This is a genomic window from Microbacterium testaceum (assembly GCF_020781835.1).
Taxonomy (GTDB): Bacteria; Actinomycetota; Actinomycetes; order Actinomycetales; family Microbacteriaceae; genus Microbacterium; species Microbacterium testaceum_H.
The window spans coordinates 174,965-194,767 of record NZ_JAJGNJ010000007.1; the positions used below are offsets into that span (position 1 = coordinate 174,965).

The window sequence follows — 19,803 nt, forward strand, 5'->3', positions numbered from 1 at the left end:
GGGACAGGGTAATCACACGACGGTCAGCGAGTACCGGCGCTGGGCGACGGCGACCATCACCCGGGCGAGAGCTGGAACCGTTTCGGGAATCACGTTCGGGATCTGCGATGTGCGGCAAGTGAACGACCCGGCGAGCCCGATCCGTTCGGGGGTCGACATCTCGAGGGGCGCGTCGTACTCTCGCGGGCGCATGGGGGCGCGCGGCTGCGGTGGCGAGCGCGCGGGCGCGCGGGGGCGCGAACGCGCGGCGGGCGCGCGCGAGGCCGGCCCGCTGATCGGCGAGTCAGCTGCACACGATCGGGCGTTCGTCAATGGACGATCGCATCCGATTTCATCGGCGTACGGTCCGGCGCATGTGGACCGTACTCGTCATCCTGCTCGTCGCGTGGGCGGTGCTATCGATCGTGGGGTTCGCGTTCGAGGGCCTGCTCTGGCTCGCCATCATCGGGGTCGTCCTTTTCCTCGGAACCCTTGTCTTCGGCGTCGTACGGAGCCGCGCACGCCGCCGGACGACCTGAGCGTTTCGCCCCGCGACAGGGCCGAGAGAACGTCTCAGCTCCGCCCGGCACCGTCCGCTTTCGCGGCCACCGCGAACGCAACCATCTCGAAGTAGCGAACGGCGGCCGCTTCGGCTTCGATCCCCCGTCGGACGGGCAGGGGTAATTGCTCGCGCAGCTGCCGGTAGAGCGCGATCGTCCTCCGCGTCGCCGTCACGCATGCGCACACGTCATAACCGGGGATCGTTCCTGCCAGGGCGGGAACGACATCGGGCAGCAGGGTTTCGGCACGGCGTACTCCGCGCGGCTCGTGACCTCGAAGATGCGACGCGAGCGGTGCGAGAGCGTTAGCCCGAAGGAACGACAGGAAGTCGACGGTCTCGAAGATCTCCCCCCGTCCGAGCTTCGTGGCTCCGTAATGCACCCAGACCCAGAACCTGTCCTCGATCCACTGCGGATCCACGGCGAGAGGTGTCGCGGAGGCCGTTGCCAGCCGGCGGGTGATGACGGTGTCACGCTCCCAGAGGACGAGGGGGTCCTCGATCCGCTCGTCCAGGTCTGCGACGGTCACGAACTTCAGGTCGACGTGCAACAACGGTTCGTCGAACAGACAGATCAGGAGCCGCGGCTCCCCGACGTGTTCGCCCGTGAAAGCGGCGAGGAGTCGCCCCCAACCCGCGGCCAGGTCGACGCGGGAATCCATCACGTCACGGTAGTGGGCGTCGGCGACCACCAGCACGAGATCGAGGTCGGAGAACTCGTCGGCCGTTCCGTTCAGCAGCGATCCCCCCGCAGCGACACCCTCGAATCGCGGGTCGGTCGAGACGGCAGAGACGATGCGATCGAGCGCGGCGGAGAGGGGTTCCGGGTACGACATGGGGGCCTCGCGGGTCGAGTGGACGAAAGTTCTCCAGGATACGGAGCACATCCGTGCCTCGCCAAGTCATCCGCGACCTCGACCCGTCACGTCGTGCCGGTGCGAAGAACGACGATCGGTCCGACCCGCGGGCCCGGCGAGAGATCCCCCTCACCGCCGGGCCCCGGGACATCTGTCAGTTCGACGCGGCGCGCGACGCGGCCAATTCGCGGCCGTAGGCCACAGCCTCACTCTCGGCCTTGGATTTGAGTTCTGCAGCCGCATCCGCGAACGCGTCCATTGCCGGGTTCACCCCGACCAGTGTGAACGGGCGCTCCACAACGCGCAGGTCGAGACCCCAGACGTCGGCGAGCACCCGGCGCAGCCAGCCGGTGGAGTGGTCCCAGCCCTCCTTCGGCGTTCCCGGTGCGTAGTTGCCGCCCAGCACGGTGACGAGCGTTGCCGGCTTGCCGCGGAGAGCCGTGCCCTGCGGGTCGATGCGCGGATCGGTGTACGCCAGGTCGAACCAGGTCTTGAAATGCTGCGAGACACCGTAGTTGTACAACGGGACCGCGAAGAGCAACGCGTCGGCTCCGATGAGCTCGTCCGCGAACGCCGTCGCCAGTGCCTGGGCCGCTCGCTGGCCCTCCGTACGCTCTTCGGCGGAGACGAACTTCCCGGTCACGGCATCCGCCCAGGCCGTCGCCGGGACGGGGTCGGTCGCGAGGTCGCGCCGGGTGACGACCGAATCGGGGTGGGCGGCAGCCCACTCCTGCTCGACGAGGTCGGCGAGCGACCGGCTCGCGCTCGAAGTGGGCAGGATGCTGGCATCCAGGCGGAAGAGGGACATGACGCTCCAATCTGAAATGATAGTCACTGTGTAAAACGTAGCGACTAGCGCGACTGTAGCACGCGTACGATAGAAGGATGCCGGAGATGCCCGATGCCGAGCACACCGCCTGTGACGCCGCGGTGACGCTCGCCTTCTCCGTGCTCGGTAAACGGTGGAACGGCATGATCCTGTCGTCGCTCGGCGCCGGGGCGACGTCGTTCGTCGGATTGCGGCGCGCGGTCTCAGGTATCAGCGACACCGTGCTCTCCGATCGGCTCGCAGAGCTCACCGGCGCGGGGCTCGCGGTTCGCCGGGTCGAGGCCGGTCCGCCCGTGTCGGTGTCGTACGAGCTGACGGATGCCGGCCGCCGGCTACTGCCCGTGCTGGATCAGCTCGGCGCCTGGGCGCGAGAGAATCTGACGTCGCCGAGGGCCGCCAACCGCTGAGGCCGCCCCTACGGGGTCCCCGCGCGGCTGGCCCACGGAGCGCCCCCACCGCCGGCACCTCGACACGCCCCGACGACCCGAAGCCGTCCCGAGCACTTCAGAACCTGATCCCATGCCGGCCCCGGCGGCGTGCACCTCGGCCGGGACATTCCGCGAATAGGCGATCGCTCCGCGCGCCCGCCCTGAAGGTATGGGCGTCGCCACGGTCCGCGCGCGCGGGCGAATCGACGGGGCCGCCCGCTCCGAGGAGGTGACTGAAAACGAGGAACGGCGCCCCTCCCGAAGGAGAGACGCCGTTGCGAATTGGTGGACCTGAGGGGATTCGAACCCCTGACCTCTTCATTGCGAACGAAGCGCGCTACCAACTGCGCCACAGGCCCGGACAACTCGACAACACTATCACGCCACCCGTGCGTCACCCGACCCGGCTGACCACCGGGCGTGGCGCTGCGTTCGGCTACTGCCCCGACGCGCGACGATCCAGGAGCCGGCGCACGTGGTCCTCGATCTCGGCGTCGTCGACGTATCCCATGCTCGCGTAGGGCGACGGGGCGGGTCGGGATGCCTCGGCCGCCGGACGCGCGACGTCGATCGGCGTGGGCGCCTGGGCGGCGGCGATGTCACGGGCGACCTGCTCGCGCGCGGCAGCACGGAGCGCTTCGCGGGCGAGCTGCTCATCGACCACGGCGGCGGCGCGCGATCCCGCGGAGGCGACCAGCGGCCGCGGCAGTTCGCGCGGCGTCCATGTCGGCCGAGGTGCCGGAGCCGCGGCCGCGAAGTCCTGCACCTCGATCGGGGCGCGTTCGGATGCCGCAGCGATCGGCCGTGCCGTGGCACGGGCGGCGACGCGCGACAACCGCTGCAGCAGGATCAGAGCCAGCACCAGCACCGCTCCCCCGACGGACAGCAGCACGGGGGCGGCACCGAAGAATGCCTGGATGCCACCGGTCACGGCGGCGACGAGCCCCAGGCCCGCGAACGAGGTCGTCGCGAGCCGGAAACGACGACGCGCGCGCGCCCGACGCAACTCCGGCCGTGCGATGGCGGCGGCACGTTCCGCGCGGGCGCGCTCCACGGCGGCAGCCTGCTCGGCTCGCGTCTTCTCAAGGGCCGCGGCCCGCTCGGCCTTGGCCACCTCGACGGCGGCCGCCCGCTCAGCCCGGGCGAGCTCGAGCGCAGCAGCGCGCTGCTCCCGAACCAGGTCTCGGTCACGTGCGGCTTCTTGGCGCGCCACCTCCAGCCGGGCCCTGGCCTCGGCGAGATCGGTCTGGGCCTTCTGCGCCTGCACCTGACGCGCGATCTTCTGCTGCTGGTGCGCGGTGCGCGCCGTGAGCTCGAGGTGCACTTCGCGGGGAGTCTCGGCGGTCTCGGCCAGAACGCGCAACGCCTGGTTCAGTCGCACGGCGTTACGCTCGGCCGAGGTGAAGCGGTGACGGCTCTGCCATGACGGGAGCAGGTACACCAACCACAGCGCGACCGCGACGAAGACGATCACCCCGCCGCCGAGAACCTGTCCGCCCATGGCACCACGGTAGGTCACGCCGAGGTCACACCTCGGCATCCTTCCGCGTGTCGCGGCCGCGGATCTCGAGACTGCGTCGCGCCGACACCCCCGGTGCAGTCGGCAGATGCGACGTCAGCCGGGTGGGGTCTCGCCGGGAGGAGGCGATGGCCGGCTTCTCGCCGCCCGTCGCCCCTGACCTACAGGCGGTCCGCCGGCGGCACGCGCGCGGCGTCCGGGGGGACCTGGCCCCGTTCCCACCGGTCGAGCACGCCGTGCGGAACCTCCTCGCGCACGAGCGCGAACGCGTAGTGATCGCGCCAGTCGCCGTCGATGTGGATGTACCGACGGCGCAGTCCCTCATAGCGGAACCCGAGCTTCTCCACCACGCGCAGGCTCGCGTGATTCTCGGGACGGATGCAGATCTCGACACGGTGCAGGTTCAGCGCGGTGAAACAGACGTCCGTGGCCATCGCGACGCTGATGGTCGTGATGTTGCGTCCGGCGAACTCCTCCGCGACCCAGTACCCGATCGTCGCCGAGGCGAGGGAGCCGCGTGAGACGCCCCACACGTTCAGCTGACCGGCGACCTCGTCGTCCCACTCCATGACGAAGGGGACGCCGAGGCCGTCGCGATACTGCTGAAGAAGACGTCGGATGCCGAGCCGCATGTCGAACGAGACGGGCCCGTCCGGACTCGTCGCCTCCCACGGCCGCAACCACGACCGGTTGTCGATCAGCTGCTGCTGCAGCACGCGCGCGTCGCGGTTGCGAATGAGACGGATCGACACCTCGCCGTGCCGTCGTGGGACGGAGAGATCCATGGCATCCCGTCGGGTCACAGACCCGCCGCGAACTCCTTGAACCACGGACGCAGAGCAGGTCCCAGGTCTTCGCGGTCGGAGGCGAGCTGAACGATCGCCTTGATGTAGTCGACACGGTCGCCGGTGTCGTAGCGACGCCCGCGGAAGACGACACCGTAGACACCGCCGCCGTCGCCACCGCCGTTCGCGAGCTCTTCGAGCGCGTCGGTCAGCTGGATCTCGCCGCCCTTTCCGGGTTCGGTGTGCTCCAGGATGTCGAACACGTCGGGTCCGAGGACATACCGGCCGATGATGGCGAGGTTGGAGGGAGCGTCCTCCGCCTTGGGCTTCTCCACGAGCTGGGTGACCTTGACCACACCGTCGTCGTCAGTCGGCTCGACCGCTGCGACACCGTAGAGGTGGATGTGAGCGGGGTCGACCTCCATGAGGGCGATGATCGTGGCGTTGCGCTTGGTGTACTCGGCCAGCATCTGCTCGAGCAGCGGGTCGCGCTCGTCGATGAGGTCGTCACCGAGGAGGACCGCGAACGGGTGGTCTCCGACGTGGCTGCGGGCGCGGAGCACCGCGTGGCCGAGACCCTTGGGCTCGCCCTGGCGCACCATGTGGACGTCGGCGAGGTCGGAGGAGTGCTCGACCTTGGCGAGCTTGTCGTGGTCGCCCTTCTCACGCAGCTTCGTCTCGAGCTCGGGCATCGAGTCGAAGTGGTTGGCGATGTTGTTCTTGTTGCGTCCGATGATGATGAGGACGTCACTGATACCGGCTCCGGTGGCCTCTTCAACGACGTACTGGATGGCGGGTTTGTCGACGACCGGGAGCATCTCCTTCGGCATGGCCTTGGTGGCCGGAAGGAAGCGAGTACCGAGTCCTGCGGCCGGGATCACGGCCTTGAAGGGCTTGTTAGGCATGCGCATACCCTACTGGTGCCGCGCGACCGCGCTGTTACCGATTGCGCACCCACGTACACTTGCTGCATGCCCGACAGCATCGAGCAGGCCAAGCGCGCTCTCCGCGCCGACCTGCGCGAACGACGCCAGACCGTCTCGGCCCACGGGCGTGAGCTGGCCGAGGCCGGCGTCAAGGAGCAGCTGGACGCTCTCGTCGACCGTCTGGGCGCCCGCAGCATCTCCTGCTTCCTCTCGACCACGACCGAACCCGGCACGCACTCCTTCGTCGCCGGAGCGGTCGCTCGTGGCATCCGGGTCCTCCTCCCCATCACGCGCGAGGACGGTCTGCTCGACTGGGCTGTCGCCACACCGGATGCCGAGATCGCCGAGGGTCTGTTCGGACTGCCCGAACCGGTCGGCGACGTGCTCGGCCCGATCGCCGTCAACGACGTCGATCTGCTCGTGATCCCGGCAGCCGCGGTCGACCAGCGCGGAATGCGCCTGGGCTGGGGAGGCGGCTACTTCGACAAGACCATCGGCTCGATGGAGAAGTGCCCGCCGGTGTACGCCGTGATCTTCGACTCCGAGTTCGTCGACGACGTGCCGCGCGACGTGCACGATCAGCCCGTCTCCGGCGTCGTCACCCCCACGCGGACGGTCACCATCGACCGCTCCGCCGCCTGAACACCCGAAGGAACCCGAGATGCCCACCTACTCCTACGCCTGCAAGCAGTGCGGTCACCGCTTCGACGCGGTGCAGTCCTTCTCCGACGCCGCCCTCACCGAATGCCCCGAATGCGGCGGCGAGGTGCGCAAGCAGTACGGCTCGATCGGTGTGACCTTCAACGGCTCCGGCTTCTACCGCACAGACTCGCGCGGGTCCAATGCCGCCGCGTCCGGCGCGGCATCCGGGAGCACGGGCGGATCTTCGACATCATCGTCCTCGGAATCGACGAAGACCGCGTCCGCCCCGGCATCCTGACTCTCGCGCGACGCGGCGGAAGGGGAGCCTGGTCGTGATCAAGGGATTCAAGGAGTTCATCCTCCGCGGCAACGTCATCGATCTCGCTGTCGCGGTGGTCATCGGAGCCGCGTTCACCGCCGTCGTGAACGCCATCGTCGGCTCGGTGATCAACCCGCTGATCGCGATCTTCTACGTGCCCAACGACAACGGCGAATTCGGGCCGAGCATCACGGGCCTGTACGGGCAGACCGTGACGTTCCCGCTCGGCGCCCTTCTCACCGCGATCATCAGCTTCTTCGCCGTCGCGCTCGTCGTCTACTTCGTGTTCGTCTACCCCATGAACCAGTGGAAGGCCCGTGCCGCCGCGCACGCCGGCGTTCAGGAGAACACCGAAGAGCCCAAGCTCCCTACCGAGCAGGAGCTGCTCGTGCAGATCCGCGACCTGCTCGAGCGTCAGCCGCGCGGCTGACAAGCCGCCCCGCGCACCGATCCGCCATATCCCGGCGTCTCGTCGCGGGCAGGCCTTGATCACGGCGATCCTGGGCGGTGCCGCGGCGGGCGACGGCCGTGTGCGTCAGTAATGCGGCGGCACGTCGCGCAGAAGCTGCGCGTCGTTCGGGCCGGATGCCGCGGGCGATGCCGGCCGTTCGCGGGTGCGGTCATCGGCGGGCGCCGGTTCCGCGCTCGTGCCCGGCGCCGGAAGGAGCCGCGCACGGCGGGACCCCCTCACCTTGACGATGGGCTGCCGCGCAGCCGCGCCATCGGGCCGTGCGGCCGAGGCCGGTCGAACGGCGGGTTCGGTGGCATCCGGAGTCTCCCCCACCGCACTCACCCGGGCAGGTCGAGGGGTTCGGTCGTCGTGCCGGGGGCTGTCGTGTCGTCGGGTGCGGCGCCGAGCAGTTCCGCGATACGGGATGCCACGCCCGCGGGGTCGCTGTAGAGATCGAACGCGTGCACGCGCACGTAGTGCCAGCCCAACCGACGCAGGATCTGCGGTCGGAGCCGCAGCGTCTCGCGGAGGGACTCGCCGATGGTCTCGGGGTCGCTCTCGGCCACGACGGCCTTTCCGCGGTAGCGAGCCACGAGAGGCAGCAGACCGCGGTAGTCCAGATCGACCTCGACGCCGAGTCGCCGCAGCTCGCGCGCGAGCGCGCGGGTCAACGGATCGGCCAGGTCTTCCAGTCGCGACTCGCGTCCACGGCCCGCAACGTTCCCAAGGATGCCCATGAGCGTGGCCGCGCCGTGCTCGAGACGTCCGTCGTCGAACGCCGAGGGGCGGATCGACGACACGATCACCATGGACCGACGGGCACGGGTCATGCCGACGGTGAGCAGCCGCTCCCCGTCCGGGGTGGACAGGTCGCCGAAGTCACTGAGCACACGCCCGTGACGGGTCAGGCCGAAACCGAGCGAGAACACCACGCGGTCGCGGCTCTCGGCCACCGACTCCTCGAGGGTCAGCACGGCGAAGGGCTCGGCGGCATCCCGGGAGATGAACGCCGCGACGTCCGATCGTCCCGCGAGCGCCGCCTCGACGGCCGCGCGCACGCGCTCCGCATGCTTGCGGCTGGCGGTCACGACCATGAGCGACTCGGAAGCGCGGTTCACCGCGTGCTCCACGACGAGCGTCACCACGCGCGCCACCTCGGCGTCCGGGCTCTCGACCGCCCCGGTCACCGGATCCGGTGCGCCGACGCCGTTCTCGACGTAATCGACGCTGAGGCTCCCGCGACCGAGGTACGAACCGGCCCAGGGCAGCGAGACGATCTCGCCGCCGTAGAAGGCGTCGTTCACGAGCTGCGCGAGATCCTCGCCGCCGGCGCGGTAGCTGCGTGTCAGTGTGTCGACCGGGAGGAGCTCGGCGATGCGCTCGAACACCGACACCTCGTCGAAGGGGACGTCGTCGGCGTCGTCGTCCACCCCGGCAGCGAGCGATGCGCTGACGCGGAAAAGCGTCGGCTTCTGCACCACCGGGTCGCCGAACAGCACGACCTGGCGCGCGCGCAGGAGCGCCGGCGCCGCCTCGGCGAGACACAGCGCGGCGGCGTCCGCGACGATGACCATGTCGAAAGCCAGGTCGGTGGGGACATCGGGCACGTCGTAGGGGGAAGCCAGCCAGACCGGCGCGAGGGTGCGCAGCAGCGTGGGCGCGGCATCCGAGATCTCCTGGGCGGTGTGCAGCCCGTCCTTCAGCGCGCTCTTGAGCGCCGCGGCCTCGTCGGGGTGATCGACGATACCGATGCGCCACTGCTTCGCCAGCTCGGCGGCCAGAAGCGGACCCGCCGCTGCGGCGTGGGCCTCGTCCACGAGCCGGAAGTCGCGCTCGAGGCGGTCCACCACGCTGGTGTTGGCCCCCAGGAGCGCGCGATCGGTGCGCAGCAGGTGCTCGAGGGCCGACTGCCACCACGCGAACTCGAGCTCTTCGCCGACCCGCTCCTCGGGTACGTGCCGCACCGACAACTCGACGAGGAGTTGTTCGAGTCCGAGCCGCGCGAGTTCGCCGCGCAGCTGCGCGCGCTCGACGAGGTTGTCGAAGAAGGTCGACTCGGCGGCGAGTCCGGCGAGCGTGCGCACGAGGACCTGGACGGGCAGGGTCGCGAGCCGGTCCGAGCCCTGCCGCTTGAGGATCTGGTCGAGCTCACCCAGCATCGCATCGACACGCTGCCAGGCGACGTGCACGTCGGCCAGGCCCAGCGGGACCTCGGGCGTGACGCCCGCGTCCACCACACGCTGCCACTCGGTGCGCTGCTGCTGGATGCGCACGAGAGCCTCGTACATGTCGGGCACGTGAACGCCCGGGCGCACGTACTCCTTCGACAGACGGCGCAGGCGTCGACGGTTCGGACCGCTCATCGCGGACGAATCCCGTCGCGGCGAATGGGCGTCGATGAGCTCACCCAGCGGACGTTCGAACACGGTCGGGCTAAAACGATCGAGCGACTCGCGGATACCCTGCAGCAGCTTCAGGTAGGCCCCGAGCTCCGACACCGTCTGGAACGGGCGCATGCGGGTCTGTGCGATGAGCTCGTAGCCGCGCTCCAGCAGCCGCGGGACGTCCTGCGAGTGAAGCTTCGCGGCGAGATCGTGAGCGGCGCGGGCGTCCTCCGTGCGCGTGAAGCTCACGCCGTACCAGGGCGAGTCGTCGGGCCCGAAGCGGAATTCCCCGAGCCGTGCCGCCGTCGCGAGCGCCCTGGCCGCCGCGTCGCGTCGTCCGGCGAGCCGCTCGAGGGTCGCGAGATCGAAGCGGGCGCTCGTGGAGGGGGCTGGGGAGAGGGACGCCAGGGCCGTCAGCGCGCGGAGGACATCGAGCGCCGAGACGCCCAACGCCAGGTGCGGCTCGGTGACGGCGGACCGGTAGTCGCGCAGCACCGCGCGCAGGCGGACCAGAGCGTCATCGATCTCGGAGACCTTCGGCTGCTCGGCCTTCTCGTTGCGGCCGATCGCGCGGATGAGATCGCGTCGGACGTGGGTGGGCGAGACCGCGAGGCCCGTCAGGCCGACACCGGCCAGACGGTGCCGGATGCCATCGAGGGTGGACCGGCGGGCACTGACCACCAGCACGCGCTTGCCGGCGTGCACGCACTGACCGATCGCGTTGATGATCGTCTGCGTACCGCCCGTGCCGGGCAGCGTGTGCACGGCGAGGGAATGTCCGGCCGCGATCCGAGCGAGGACGCGCTCCTGCTCGGCATCGGCGTCCAGGAGCAGGGTGTCGGCCGCGGGGGCCCTCTCGTCGGGGCTGGTCACCACCGGGTCGGCGGGACGGACCGTGATGCGGGCGCGATCGTCGGGGTGCCCGGCGAGGGCGTTGAGCAGCGTGGCGTCGAGGTGCTCGGTGTCGCGGGCCATGCCTGAGCCGACGTCTGCGAACGACGAGATGACCAGGCGCGGGTGAACGACGAACGTGGGGACATGCGTCGTGAGCCGACGCAGGTGGTCGATGACCGGCTGCGGCTTGAACACGCCCTGGTCGTACGCGAGGCCCGCGAGCGCCGTGCTGTCGATCGGGATGCCGAGGTGCGTGCGGAACGCGCGTGCGAGCTCGGGATTCATCACGAATGCGCCGTGCAGCTTGAGCTCGAAGTCTCCGTTGTGCCGCCGGATCGCGAGCGGGCGAAGCAGCACGGGGGCGGACCACTCCACGCCCCCGATCTTCCAGGCAGCGAGCCCGACGGCCAGGTGCACGGGCTCGAGTCCGCGCGCCGTACGCAGCTCGACGTTCTTCGCCGTGATGCGCTCGGCGGCCATGCGCGCTGTGCGCAAAGCCACCTCGTCTCGGAAGAGGTTGGACAGCAGCGTCGCGCGTCCCGTGATGAACTGCGGAAGCGAACCCGGATGGGCCTTGGTGATGTCGATACCCGCGTCCTGAGCGTCATCGAATCGCAGAAGCGTCGACCGCCCGCCCAGGGCCGCCGCCTCGGAGCGGATCCGCTCGCGTTCGGGGTCGGCGACGTGACGAACCACGATGCCGGGCTCCGACAGTCGCAGCTCGCCCGGATCGATCGACGTCGGAACGTCGCCTTCGGCGCCCGTCACGACGCCGTCCTCAGCTCGCCACACACCTGCCAGACTAAGCCGGGCACCCACGGATGACGCGCAGCAGGCCCGAGTTTCGCCTGATTGCGCGACACGCCGGGCGGATCAGCACCTCCTCCCCCGCGGTCGAAACCGCAGAAGCATCCACCGATCGCCCGCCGCCCCCGCGGCGGTCGGGTCGCGTGATGAGGATGAAGGAATGAGCACAGTCACCAGCGCCGTCTACGACGGCCCGTTCGCCCCGATCCTGCTGACCTTCGTGGATGACGCGCTCGTGCGCCTCGATGTGGCCCACGACGGTCTCGAGGTGGCGCGCGCGGCGATCGCGCATCGCCTCGGCGTCGTGCCCGATGCCGACCCGGAGCCCGCGCGAGAGGCGATGACGCAACTCGACGAATACTTCGCCGGCCGGCGTCGGAGCTTCGAGATTCCGCTCGACTGGAGACTGATCGACGGGTTCGCACGCGCAGCGCTGCAGGCGACGCGGCGGATCCCCTACGGTGAGGTCGCCTCGTACGGCGAGGTCGCGATCATGGCCGGCTCTCCGGGCGCGGCGAGGGCGGTCGGGACCGCCTGCGCGCACACCCCCTTCTCGATCGTCGTGCCGGTGCATCGCGTCGTGCGCGCCGACGGATCGATCGGCGAGTACGGCGGTCACCCCGAGGTGAAGCACTTCCTGCTCGACCTCGAGAACGGCGTCGCCGATCGGCTGCGCGCACCGGCGTAGACCCATCCGCGTCGTCGACACCGCAACGCCGGTGGGGCACGGACGCCGAGGCACGGCGCAGGGAAGACCCGGCCGCCGAGCCTCGGCGACACGACGCGAAACACGCGGGCGACACGACGCGCCCGGCCCGGGGCGATGCCGGGCCGGGCGACGTCGGTGGCGGATCAGTGACTCGAGGCCTTCTCCGCACCGAAGCCGGTGAGGGAGCGCACGTCCATCTCGGCCGCCTTGCGCGCATCCTCCTTCCGGCTCGAGGTGATCGAGCCCAGCCACCCCAGGAGGAAGCCGAGCGGGATCGACACGATGCCCGGGTTGTTCAGCGGCCAGATCGCCACGCCGGTGTTGACGAACACGCTCGTGGGCGTGCCCCAGAACACCGGCGAGAGCAGGATCAGCACGAGGGCCGAGCCCAGACCGCCGTACATGCTCCACACGGCGCCGCGCGTGCTGAAACGGCGCCAGAAGAGCGAGTACAGGATCGTCGGCAGGTTGGCCGAGGCCGCCACGGCGAAGGCCAACGCCACCAGGAACGCCACGTTCTGGCCCTGCACGCCGATGCCGCCGACGATGGCCAGGATGCCGATGACGATCACCGTGCGACGAGCGACCTTGACCTCGCCGTCGGGCGGGACGTTGCCCTTCTTGACGACGTTGGCATAGATGTCATGGGCGAACGACGCCGCCGCCGTGATCGTCAGACCCGCCACGACCGCCAGGATCGTCGCGAAGGCCACCGCCGAGATGAACCCGAGCAGGATCGGCCCACCCAGCGCAAGGGCGAGCAGCGGCGCCGCGGCGTTCACTCCCCCGGGAGCGGCCAGGATGACCTCGGGTCCGACGAGGGCGCCGGCGCCGTAGCCCAGCACGAGCGTGAGGAGGTAGAACAGGCCGATCAGCCAGATCGCCCACACCACCGAACGCCGCGCCTCCTTGGCCGTGGGGACGGTGTAGAAGCGCATCAGGACGTGCGGGAGGCCCGCCGTTCCGAGCACGAGGGCCAACGCGAGCGAGATGAAGTCCCACGGGTTGGCGCCGTACTGCAGACCGGGTCCGAGGATCGCCTCGCCCTTGGGCGATGCGGCCACCGCGCTTTCGAGCAGCGTGTTGAGGTTGAATCCGTTGATCGCCAGCACCCAGATGGTCATGACCACGGCCCCTCCGATGAGCAGGAACGCCTTGACGATCTGCACCCAGGTCGTGCCCTTCATCCCGCCGATGAGCACGTACACGATCATCAGGATGCCGACCACCGCCACCACGATCGACTGGCCCACGCGCTCGGTGATGCCCAGCAGCAGCGAGACGAGGCCACCCGCACCCGCCATCTGCGCCAGCAGGTAGAAGAAGCACACCGCGAGCGTCGTGATCGCGGCCGCCATACGAACCGGCCGCTCTTTGAGGCGGAACGACAGGACGTCGGCCATCGTGAACTTGCCGGTGTTCCGCATGAGCTCGGCGACCAGCAGCAGCGCCACGAGCCAGGCCACCAGGAATCCCACCGAATAGAGGAACCCGTCGTAGCCGTTGATCGCGATGGCGCCGCAGATTCCGAGGAACGATGCCGCCGAGAGGTAGTCGCCGGCGATCGCGAACCCGTTCTGCGGTCCCGTGAACGACCGTCCGGCCGCGTAGTAGTCCGCTGCCGTCTTGCTGTTGCGGCTGGCACGGATCACGATGAACAGCGTCACGGCCACGAACGCCCCGAAGATCGAGATGTTCAGGACGGGGTTGTTCTCCACTGTCTGCACCGCAGCGTGCACGGCGCCGAAGACCTCGTTCATGCCTCACCCCGTTCGGCGCGTTCCAGTTCATCCCGCAGCTGCTCCGCCCCCGGGTCCAGCCGACGGTTCGCGTAGGCGACGTAGCCCATGGTGATCGCGAAGGTCGTGACGAACTGGCCGAGTCCGAACACCAGCCCGACCGTCACGGCCCCGAACACCGGCTGCGCCATGAAGGCCGGTGCGAACGACGACAGCAGCACGTAGACGAAGTACCAGACGAGGAATGCCACGGCCATCGGGAACACGAAGCTGCGCTGACGCCTCTTCAGCTCCCGGAACGGGGCGGACTCCTCGACCGCGATGTAGTCGACGCCGCCCGGGGCGCCGTCGATCCTTCTGTCCGTCATGTGGCCTCCTTGCCTCATGAGACCGGTGCAACGCAGCACCGGAAGGGGGAAAACACCGGGTCGGAGGACCTTCCCGGTGGTAGGGTCGACGCTACGAAAGGCGGCGACGCAGCCGTCACCCCCGGAAGTAGGTAGTTCGTGGGAGCATCGGGCGCACTCCGTGACGACGCGACGCTCGTGTCGCGCGCCGTGATCGAGCTCGCCCGACGGACCAACTTTCCCGTCGCCTTCGGCGGTCTGGAGCACAACGGTGCCGTCCACGTCTCCACCATCGTGGGCGCGCGTACGCGCAGCATCGAAGGCCTCGTCGTCCACGCCGAGCGCGGCCTGGGCGGTCGAGCCCTCGTGGAGCGGCGTCCGCGCCTGGCCCTGGACTACCGGACCGCCCGGACGATCACGCACGACTACGACCGGGCGATCCTGGGCGAGGGCATCGCCACGCTGTTCGCCGTGCCCGTCCTCGTCCGGGGCGACGCCCGCGGCGTCCTGTACTGCGGGTCGTGGGCGCAAGCGCCCCTCGGCGAGCGCGAAGCCCGTCCCGCGTTCGACATCGCCGGCGAGCTGGGGACCGAGCTGCGCGTACGCGATGAGGTCGACCGGCGCCTGGCCGCCGCGACCTCCGGCGAGGACGGCCTGAGCGCGGGGGCGCGCGAGGAGATCCGGCAGAGCTACGCCCAGTTGCGGAGCATCGCCGCGACGGTCGACGACGAGAGCGTGCGTCGCCGTCTCGAAGAGTTGGAGGCTCGCCTGGCCGCGCTGTCGGGCGACGCACCCGCGGCATCGGATCGGGAGGGGATCCACCTCTCCCGCCGCGAGCTCGACGTACTGGCGTGCGCGGCGGTCGGGGCGACGAACGGCGAGATCGCGGCATCCCTGAACCTGCGGGAGACGACCGTCAAGTCGTATCTGGCATCGGCGATGTCGAAGCTGGATGCCTCGACCCGGCATGCTGCGGTGGCCCGGGCGCGCCGCGTCGGACTGCTCCCCTGACCGACTGCGGAGCGCCCCTGAGCGCTCCGTGGGAATCCCCTGGCAATGGCGCCGTGAGGTTGAGACCGCCGCGGATTCTCGGAATCGTGGCTGGCCCCTGACGTCGACACAGAAGGAGAGTCACCCATGCTGACGCTCACCGAAGAGGCCACCACCGCCGTCAAGACCATCGCCGCCCAGCTGCCGGACGCCGCCCAGGGCGGTGTGCGCATCGAGGGCGCCGGCTCACCCGAGTCGCAGTTCCGCCTGTCCGTCGTCGACGGGCCTGAGCCCGAGGACGCCGTCGTCGAGAACTCCGGCGCCCGTGTCTTCCTCGACGCCGACGCCGCGCAGGTGCTCGACGACCGCGTGCTCGACGCGCAGGTCGATGGGCAGGGGTCGGTGCAGTTCGCCGTCACCACGCCGGCCTGACCCGCCGTACGACGATGCCCCGGCCGCGCGCCGGGGCATCGTCGCGCACGGGCGGACTCTCCCCGATCAGGTGACGACGGTCGGGCACCCGACTCCCGCAGCGGTCACGCGGGGCCCCGTCGTATCCACGCGATGACGAACAGCACGAGCCCCGCGACGAGGGCCGCCAGCACCCACAGCACGATGAGGTAGTCGATCCACGAGCCGATCGGCGGGGAACCCGGCAGGAAGTTCCGGAGCGGGATGGTCGCGAACAGCATCGCGCCCATCCATCCCATGACGGTCACCTCGACCTTGCGGCGGCCCCGGAGGACGAGCACGGCCACCGTCAGCACCAGGGCCGGGATGATCACCATGAGCGAGAGCAGCACGATACCGAACGCGATGGTCGATCCCGACCGCGTCAGGGCGATATCGACGGCGAGGACGCCCTCTCCCAGCGGCGTCTCCGTCACGGCGATGTCCCAACCCGGGATGCCGCGCTTCGAGGTCTGCACCGTCGTCGGGAGCGGAACCGGCTCACCGGTGGCATCCTCCTCGATCGCCATCATGATCGAACGCACGGCATAGCGGTCGAAGGGCCAGTTCTCGATCCGCCCCTCCATGACGAACGAGGTCTCGATGGGCGCGATGAGATCGTCCGCCGCGTACTCGGTCGCCTTCGACCCCGCGACCGCCGAGATGAGGACGCCGAACGGACGCCATGCCACCAGACCGTTCGTGACCGTGCCGTCCTCGCCCTGCGTGGGCAGCACCGACACCGTGAACCGGTTGGTGGTGGCATCCATCTTCTCGGGGGTCATCGACAACGCGACCGTCTCGCCCGTCGTCTCCGTCTCGCCGGTGGTCACGACGTCGCCGCTGCCGGCGTAGAGCCACACGACAGCGGCGTACAGCGCCGCGAAGAGCACGACGCACACGACGGTCCACAGGATGGGGCGGCGGCGAGGGGACGCGGAGCTGCTCACGGAGCCAGTGTGGCAGAGGGCAGAGTCCGGGGCGGTGCGCTCCGCCCTTCGACGCGGTCGCCGCCGCACCGGCGCCCGCCGTGGTGCCACGGCCTCGATCTGGGTGCCCCCGACAGGATTCGAACCTGCGACGCCCGCGTTAGGAGTGCGGCGCTCTATCCCCTGAGCTACGGAGGCGGGGCTGCCGTCCAGCCTACTGCGGAAGGGCCGCGATGCCGGCGCGCAGGCGCTCGGGGAGGGCGTCGTCCCACTCACCGGGCTCGGACAGCACGGCCTCCCGCACGTCGATGCCCTCGGCGCCGACCGCGGCGGCGCACACCAGCAGCGACTCGAGCACGAGCCCGTCATGCGCATCCCGGCGCAGCACCGACGTGGACGGGTCGGCCGTGGAGGCCGCGACGACCTCGAGCCACGGTTCCCACCAGCCCTCGCCGTCCGCGACGCCGACACGGCGGAAGTCCTCGAGCCACCGCCCGATGCGCGGGGTTGCCGGGTCGTCGGGGCTGTGGTGGGCGACCATGTGCGTGCCGGGCGTGAGGCGGGTGCGCCGGGCCGTGAGGCCGTCCCACTCCACGACGCTGGCGCCGTCGGCATCGACCTCCACGAGGTTGAACCCGCGGGTCGCCGGAGTCTCCGGGAGCACTCCCGCGACAGCCTGCAACGGGATGCCGCCGCGAGTGACGACCTCGTCATCCGATCGCTGTGACAGATCCTCGCGGTTCAGCAGCACCGCCAGGCGCCGGGCGCCGGGGTCCACGGCCAGCCAGGCGCCGCCGGCCCGGTCGTCGCGCACGCCCAGAACACCGGGCTGCTCGGGCCACCAGTCGCCGAGACCGCGCCAGGGCCGGCGCCGATCCTCGTCGCGGACGGCGAGCACGCGGACGGGCTGACCGCTCTCGCGCGGAACGTCGACGACCACGGTGCACATTCCCTCCACGCTACCGGGGTCGGAGCGGCCCGGGCGTGGCGGCGTCCGGCCGTCGCCGGGACACGGGATGCCAGGGCGACGGGCCGATCGTGCGGATGACGCCCTGTTCCGGCGCATCGCCTGTCCCGGGCGCACCCGCGGGGCCCCGCACCTGGGAGACTGGGCCCATGTTCGTCGTCGTGGGAGTGACCGGGGGCATCGCCGCCTACAAGACCGTGGCCCTGGTGCGGCTGCTGGTGAAGACGGGGCACGACGTGCACGTCGTCCCCACCGCGGACGCGCTGCGCTTCGTCGGACTGCCCACGTGGGAGGCGATCAGCCGCAACCCCGTCACGACCTCGGTGCATGACGACGTGGCGCGGGTGCGTCACGTCGCACTCGGCCAGGCCGCCGACCTCGTCATCGTCGCGCCGGCCACGGCCAACACGCTCGCGTCCATGACAGCGGGTCTGGCATCCGATCTCCTCGGCACGACGCTTCTGGCCACGACCGCGCCGGTCGTGGTCGCTCCCGCGATGCACACCGAAATGTGGCGCCACCCCGCGACGGTGCACAACATGGAGGTGCTGCGGGCCCGCGGAGTGCACGTCGTCGGCCCGGCCGACGGCGCGCTCACCGGAGGCGACAGCGGCCCCGGTCGCATGTCGGAACCGGAGGAGATCGCCGCGGCCGCACTCGCGCTGGTCGAACGCCCGCGGGACCTTGCCGGGGTCTCCGTGCTCGTGAGCGCCGGCGGCACCCGTGAACCCATCGACCCGGTGCGCTTCCTCGGCAACCGGTCCAGCGGTCGCCAGGGCGTCGCGATCGCGCGCGCCGCCGCCGACCGTGGGGCGGACGTCACCCTCGTCGCCGCTCACCTCGACGCCGATGTCCGACCCGATCCGCGGGTGGAGGTCATCGCGGTGGGTACGGCGGACGAACTCGGACGGGCGATGGATGCCGCCGCCGCCGACGCCGACGTCATCGTGATGGCCGCGGCGGTCGCCGACTACTCCGTCGCCGCGGTGGCGGACCGCAAGCTCCGCAAGCAGGACTCCCCCGGGGCGCTCACGCTCGAGCTCGTCGAGAACCGCGACATCGTCGCCGGGCTCGTCGCCGCGCGGCGCGTCGGTCAGACGATCGTCGCGTTCGCCGCGGAGACCGTCGACGACGACGAAGAGCTCGTGGAACGGGCGCGGGCCAAGGCCGCCCGCAAGGGCGTCGACCTGCTCGCCGCGAACGCCGTGGGATGGACACGCGGGTTCGAGTCGGCCGAGAACGCCCTCACGATCGTCGGGCGCGACGGTGACGTCGTGACCTCGGCATCCGGCTCCAAAGACGACACCGCTCATGCCCTCCTGGATGCGATCCGGGAGATGCGGGCGCGCTGAGACTCAGTACCCGTAGTACTGCAGCTGCTCGATGAGCGGGAGCAGTGTGTTCAGGAGCGCGGCCCCCCAGATCGCGCCGGCGATGACGGTGACGAGCATCACCGCGATCCAGCCCCACACCGGAGCGAGTCCCTTACCGGTCTGACGTCGCAGGACGACCGCACGGCCGATGATGTAGACACCACCGCTGGAGATGGCGAAGACGAAGAAGCTCCACGCCCAGTGGAACGGCTTCTGGATGCCACGGGCGCGCAGCTGCCGCCAATCCAGGAACGAGAACAGCACCGTGAGGGCCGCGACGACGAAGCTGAAGGCGGATGCCCCGGCGGTGACCGTCAAAGTGGCCGCCGCCGCGTAGGGCGCCTGCTCGGGGTAGAGCGAAGCGTAGATCGACTCCTGGACGTAGGCCGACCAGTCGAACAGGAACAACGCCAGCAGCGACACGAGCGGCAGCGCAACGACGAGCCAGATCCAGACGGTGTCGGTGGGGATGTCGCTGCGTGCGGGCGCCGCCGCCGACGGCGCGGCGGGGGCCGTCGGGTATGCGGGAGCGCCCGATCCGGGGTAGGCCGGGGCGCTCGAAGAGGCGGAAGTCCCGGGGTAGGCCGGGGCGCTCGAATACGCCGGAGCGCTCGTGGTCGAGGTGGGCGGAACGGGCGAGGTCGCGGCCTGCGGCGCGACGGGCTGCGAGACGGGGGCGGGTGGGACCGGGGACTCCACGGTCGGGGCGTCGGTCCCGGCCGCGGGCGAGGGCTCGACGGGGGCACCGCCCGGCGCCTCCGCGGCCGCGGGAACCTCGCCGGCCGCCGGACGCACCTCATCGGTCCACGCGGTGCCGTTCCAGCGGCGAAGGCCGCCGCTCCCCGCCGGGTCGGGGTACCAGCCGTCGGGCGGAGTGGGCGTGTCGGTCATGTCGTTCCCCCTGTGATGCGTCGGCACGG

Annotated in this window: 21 protein-coding genes and 2 tRNA genes; 9 read left to right on the forward strand and 14 right to left on the reverse strand. The window is 70.4% G+C overall.

Features of this window, described 5'->3' with window-relative positions:
* Positions 1 to 12: 12 nt before the first annotated feature.
* Entirely contained in the window at positions 13 to 192 is a 180-nt protein-coding gene (locus LL239_RS11985) for a hypothetical protein (protein WP_228163662.1), read from the reverse strand.
* Between the two features lie 161 nt (positions 193 to 353).
* Between LL239_RS11985 and LL239_RS11990 the strand changes: the two genes are divergently transcribed.
* Positions 354 to 518 (forward strand): hypothetical protein, encoded by a 165-nt coding sequence (locus LL239_RS11990; protein WP_228163663.1) that lies wholly within the window; start codon positions 354 to 356, stop codon positions 516 to 518.
* Between the two features lie 34 nt (positions 519 to 552).
* Here the strand turns inward: LL239_RS11990 and LL239_RS11995 are convergent, their stop codons facing one another.
* Positions 553 to 1,374 carry a nucleotidyltransferase domain-containing protein gene (locus LL239_RS11995; protein ID WP_228163664.1) on the reverse strand — a complete coding sequence of 274 codons (822 nt, stop codon included), beginning with the start codon at positions 1,372 to 1,374 and terminating at the stop codon, positions 553 to 555.
* A gap of 175 nt (positions 1,375 to 1,549) precedes the next feature.
* Positions 1,550 to 2,203, reverse strand: coding sequence for an FMN-dependent NADH-azoreductase (locus LL239_RS12000; protein ID WP_228163665.1), 654 nt, complete (start codon positions 2,201 to 2,203; stop codon positions 1,550 to 1,552).
* 77 nt (positions 2,204 to 2,280) lie between these two features.
* Between LL239_RS12000 and LL239_RS12005 the strand changes: the two genes are divergently transcribed.
* Positions 2,281 to 2,631, forward strand: coding sequence for a winged helix-turn-helix transcriptional regulator (locus LL239_RS12005; RefSeq protein WP_228163666.1), 351 nt, complete (start codon positions 2,281 to 2,283; stop codon positions 2,629 to 2,631).
* A gap of 304 nt (positions 2,632 to 2,935) precedes the next feature.
* Here the strand turns inward: LL239_RS12005 and LL239_RS12010 are convergent.
* From LL239_RS12010 to galU, 4 genes are all read right to left on the reverse strand, one after another.
* Positions 2,936 to 3,011 (reverse strand) — tRNA-Ala (locus LL239_RS12010).
* 77 nt (positions 3,012 to 3,088) lie between these two features.
* Positions 3,089 to 4,153, reverse strand: a complete 1,065-nt coding sequence (locus tag LL239_RS12015) for a large exoprotein (protein WP_228163667.1) — start codon at positions 4,151 to 4,153, stop codon at positions 3,089 to 3,091.
* A 179-nt stretch (positions 4,154 to 4,332) separates the two neighbouring features.
* Positions 4,333 to 4,956, reverse strand: coding sequence for a GNAT family N-acetyltransferase (locus tag LL239_RS12020; RefSeq protein WP_228163668.1), 624 nt, complete (start codon positions 4,954 to 4,956; stop codon positions 4,333 to 4,335).
* A 14-nt stretch (positions 4,957 to 4,970) separates the two neighbouring features.
* Positions 4,971 to 5,861 carry a UTP--glucose-1-phosphate uridylyltransferase GalU gene (gene galU, locus LL239_RS12025; RefSeq protein ID WP_228163669.1) on the reverse strand — a complete coding sequence of 297 codons (891 nt, stop codon included), beginning with the start codon at positions 5,859 to 5,861 and terminating at the stop codon, positions 4,971 to 4,973.
* A 66-nt stretch (positions 5,862 to 5,927) separates the two neighbouring features.
* Between galU and LL239_RS12030 the strand changes: the two genes are divergently transcribed.
* The 3 genes from LL239_RS12030 to mscL are packed head-to-tail and all read left to right on the forward strand — an operon-like array spanning position 5,928 to position 7,273.
* Complete coding sequence (locus tag LL239_RS12030; RefSeq protein ID WP_228163670.1) at positions 5,928 to 6,524, forward strand: 5-formyltetrahydrofolate cyclo-ligase; 597 nt, start codon at positions 5,928 to 5,930, stop codon at positions 6,522 to 6,524.
* 19 nt (positions 6,525 to 6,543) lie between these two features.
* Positions 6,544 to 6,822 carry an FmdB family zinc ribbon protein gene (locus tag LL239_RS12035; RefSeq protein WP_228163671.1) on the forward strand — a complete coding sequence of 93 codons (279 nt, stop codon included), beginning with the start codon at positions 6,544 to 6,546 and terminating at the stop codon, positions 6,820 to 6,822.
* 34 nt (positions 6,823 to 6,856) lie between these two features.
* Positions 6,857 to 7,273: a large conductance mechanosensitive channel protein MscL gene (mscL, locus tag LL239_RS12040; RefSeq protein ID WP_228163672.1), complete on the forward strand. Its 417-nt coding sequence runs from the start codon at positions 6,857 to 6,859 to the stop codon at positions 7,271 to 7,273.
* A gap of 359 nt (positions 7,274 to 7,632) precedes the next feature.
* Here the strand turns inward: mscL and LL239_RS12045 are convergent, their stop codons facing one another.
* A complete protein-coding gene (locus tag LL239_RS12045) occupies positions 7,633 to 11,340 on the reverse strand; it encodes an AAA family ATPase (RefSeq protein ID WP_228163673.1) in 3,708 nt (1,235 codons plus the stop codon).
* Positions 11,341 to 11,539: 199 nt separating this feature from the next.
* On the opposite strand from LL239_RS12045, the gene LL239_RS12050 reads away from it, so the two are divergent.
* Complete coding sequence (locus LL239_RS12050) at positions 11,540 to 12,067, forward strand: methylated-DNA--[protein]-cysteine S-methyltransferase (RefSeq protein WP_228163674.1); 528 nt, start codon at positions 11,540 to 11,542, stop codon at positions 12,065 to 12,067.
* Between the two features lie 164 nt (positions 12,068 to 12,231).
* On the opposite strand, the gene LL239_RS12055 is transcribed toward LL239_RS12050, so the two are convergent.
* The gene (locus LL239_RS12055; RefSeq protein WP_228163675.1) at positions 12,232 to 13,848 is read right to left on the reverse strand and encodes a solute symporter family protein; all 1,617 of its coding nucleotides are present in this window, start codon (positions 13,846 to 13,848) and stop codon (positions 12,232 to 12,234) included.
* Positions 13,845 to 14,195 carry a DUF485 domain-containing protein gene (locus tag LL239_RS12060; RefSeq protein WP_228163676.1) on the reverse strand — a complete coding sequence of 117 codons (351 nt, stop codon included), beginning with the start codon at positions 14,193 to 14,195 and terminating at the stop codon, positions 13,845 to 13,847. The genes LL239_RS12055 and LL239_RS12060 overlap by 4 nt, the downstream gene beginning before the upstream one ends.
* Positions 14,196 to 14,333: 138 nt before the next feature.
* Here LL239_RS12060 and LL239_RS12065 point away from each other — a divergent pair, with 138 nt between their 5' ends.
* Positions 14,334 to 15,185, forward strand: coding sequence for a response regulator transcription factor (locus LL239_RS12065; protein WP_228163677.1), 852 nt, complete (start codon positions 14,334 to 14,336; stop codon positions 15,183 to 15,185).
* Positions 15,186 to 15,311: 126 nt separating this feature from the next.
* Positions 15,312 to 15,596, forward strand: a complete 285-nt coding sequence (locus tag LL239_RS12070) for a Fe-S cluster assembly protein HesB (protein WP_228163678.1) — start codon at positions 15,312 to 15,314, stop codon at positions 15,594 to 15,596.
* 104 nt (positions 15,597 to 15,700) lie between these two features.
* On the opposite strand, the gene LL239_RS12075 is transcribed toward LL239_RS12070, so the two are convergent.
* The 3 genes from LL239_RS12075 to LL239_RS12085 form a co-directional block, all read right to left on the reverse strand.
* Positions 15,701 to 16,564: a DUF4436 family protein gene (locus tag LL239_RS12075; protein ID WP_228163679.1), complete on the reverse strand. Its 864-nt coding sequence runs from the start codon at positions 16,562 to 16,564 to the stop codon at positions 15,701 to 15,703.
* Positions 16,565 to 16,668: 104 nt separating this feature from the next.
* Positions 16,669 to 16,741: transfer RNA gene (locus tag LL239_RS12080), tRNA-Arg, on the reverse strand.
* Between the two features lie 16 nt (positions 16,742 to 16,757).
* On the reverse strand, positions 16,758 to 17,492 hold the full coding sequence (locus LL239_RS12085; RefSeq protein ID WP_228163680.1) for an NRDE family protein: 735 nt from the start codon (positions 17,490 to 17,492) through the stop codon (positions 16,758 to 16,760).
* A gap of 167 nt (positions 17,493 to 17,659) precedes the next feature.
* Here LL239_RS12085 and coaBC point away from each other — a divergent pair, with 167 nt between their 5' ends.
* Complete coding sequence (coaBC, locus tag LL239_RS12090) at positions 17,660 to 18,862, forward strand: bifunctional phosphopantothenoylcysteine decarboxylase/phosphopantothenate--cysteine ligase CoaBC (protein WP_228163681.1); 1,203 nt, start codon at positions 17,660 to 17,662, stop codon at positions 18,860 to 18,862.
* A 3-nt stretch (positions 18,863 to 18,865) separates the two neighbouring features.
* Here the strand turns inward: coaBC and LL239_RS12095 are convergent, their stop codons facing one another.
* Positions 18,866 to 19,774, reverse strand: coding sequence for a DUF2510 domain-containing protein (locus LL239_RS12095; protein WP_228163682.1), 909 nt, complete (start codon positions 19,772 to 19,774; stop codon positions 18,866 to 18,868).
* Positions 19,775 to 19,803 lie beyond the last annotated feature (29 nt).

Coding starts and splice junctions, on each gene's coding strand:
- LL239_RS11985 (WP_228163662.1), bottom strand. CDS start 192: ATGCGCCCGCGAGAGTACGACGCGCCCCTCGAGATGTCGACCCCCGAA.
- LL239_RS11990 (WP_228163663.1), top strand. CDS start 354: ATGTGGACCGTACTCGTCATCCTGCTCGTCGCGTGGGCGGTGCTATCG.
- LL239_RS11995 (WP_228163664.1), bottom strand. CDS start 1,374: ATGTCGTACCCGGAACCCCTCTCCGCCGCGCTCGATCGCATCGTCTCT.
- LL239_RS12000 (WP_228163665.1), bottom strand. CDS start 2,203: ATGTCCCTCTTCCGCCTGGATGCCAGCATCCTGCCCACTTCGAGCGCG.
- LL239_RS12005 (WP_228163666.1), top strand. CDS start 2,281: ATGCCGGAGATGCCCGATGCCGAGCACACCGCCTGTGACGCCGCGGTG.
- LL239_RS12015 (WP_228163667.1), bottom strand. CDS start 4,153: ATGGGCGGACAGGTTCTCGGCGGCGGGGTGATCGTCTTCGTCGCGGTC.
- LL239_RS12020 (WP_228163668.1), bottom strand. CDS start 4,956: ATGGATCTCTCCGTCCCACGACGGCACGGCGAGGTGTCGATCCGTCTC.
- galU (WP_228163669.1), bottom strand. CDS start 5,861: ATGCCTAACAAGCCCTTCAAGGCCGTGATCCCGGCCGCAGGACTCGGT.
- LL239_RS12030 (WP_228163670.1), top strand. CDS start 5,928: ATGCCCGACAGCATCGAGCAGGCCAAGCGCGCTCTCCGCGCCGACCTG.
- LL239_RS12035 (WP_228163671.1), top strand. CDS start 6,544: ATGCCCACCTACTCCTACGCCTGCAAGCAGTGCGGTCACCGCTTCGAC.
- LL239_RS12050 (WP_228163674.1), top strand. CDS start 11,540: ATGAGCACAGTCACCAGCGCCGTCTACGACGGCCCGTTCGCCCCGATC.
- LL239_RS12055 (WP_228163675.1), bottom strand. CDS start 13,848: ATGAACGAGGTCTTCGGCGCCGTGCACGCTGCGGTGCAGACAGTGGAG.
- LL239_RS12060 (WP_228163676.1), bottom strand. CDS start 14,195: ATGACGGACAGAAGGATCGACGGCGCCCCGGGCGGCGTCGACTACATC.
- LL239_RS12070 (WP_228163678.1), top strand. CDS start 15,312: ATGCTGACGCTCACCGAAGAGGCCACCACCGCCGTCAAGACCATCGCC.
- LL239_RS12085 (WP_228163680.1), bottom strand. CDS start 17,492: ATGTGCACCGTGGTCGTCGACGTTCCGCGCGAGAGCGGTCAGCCCGTC.
- coaBC (WP_228163681.1), top strand. CDS start 17,660: ATGTTCGTCGTCGTGGGAGTGACCGGGGGCATCGCCGCCTACAAGACC.
- LL239_RS12095 (WP_228163682.1), bottom strand. CDS start 19,774: ATGACCGACACGCCCACTCCGCCCGACGGCTGGTACCCCGACCCGGCG.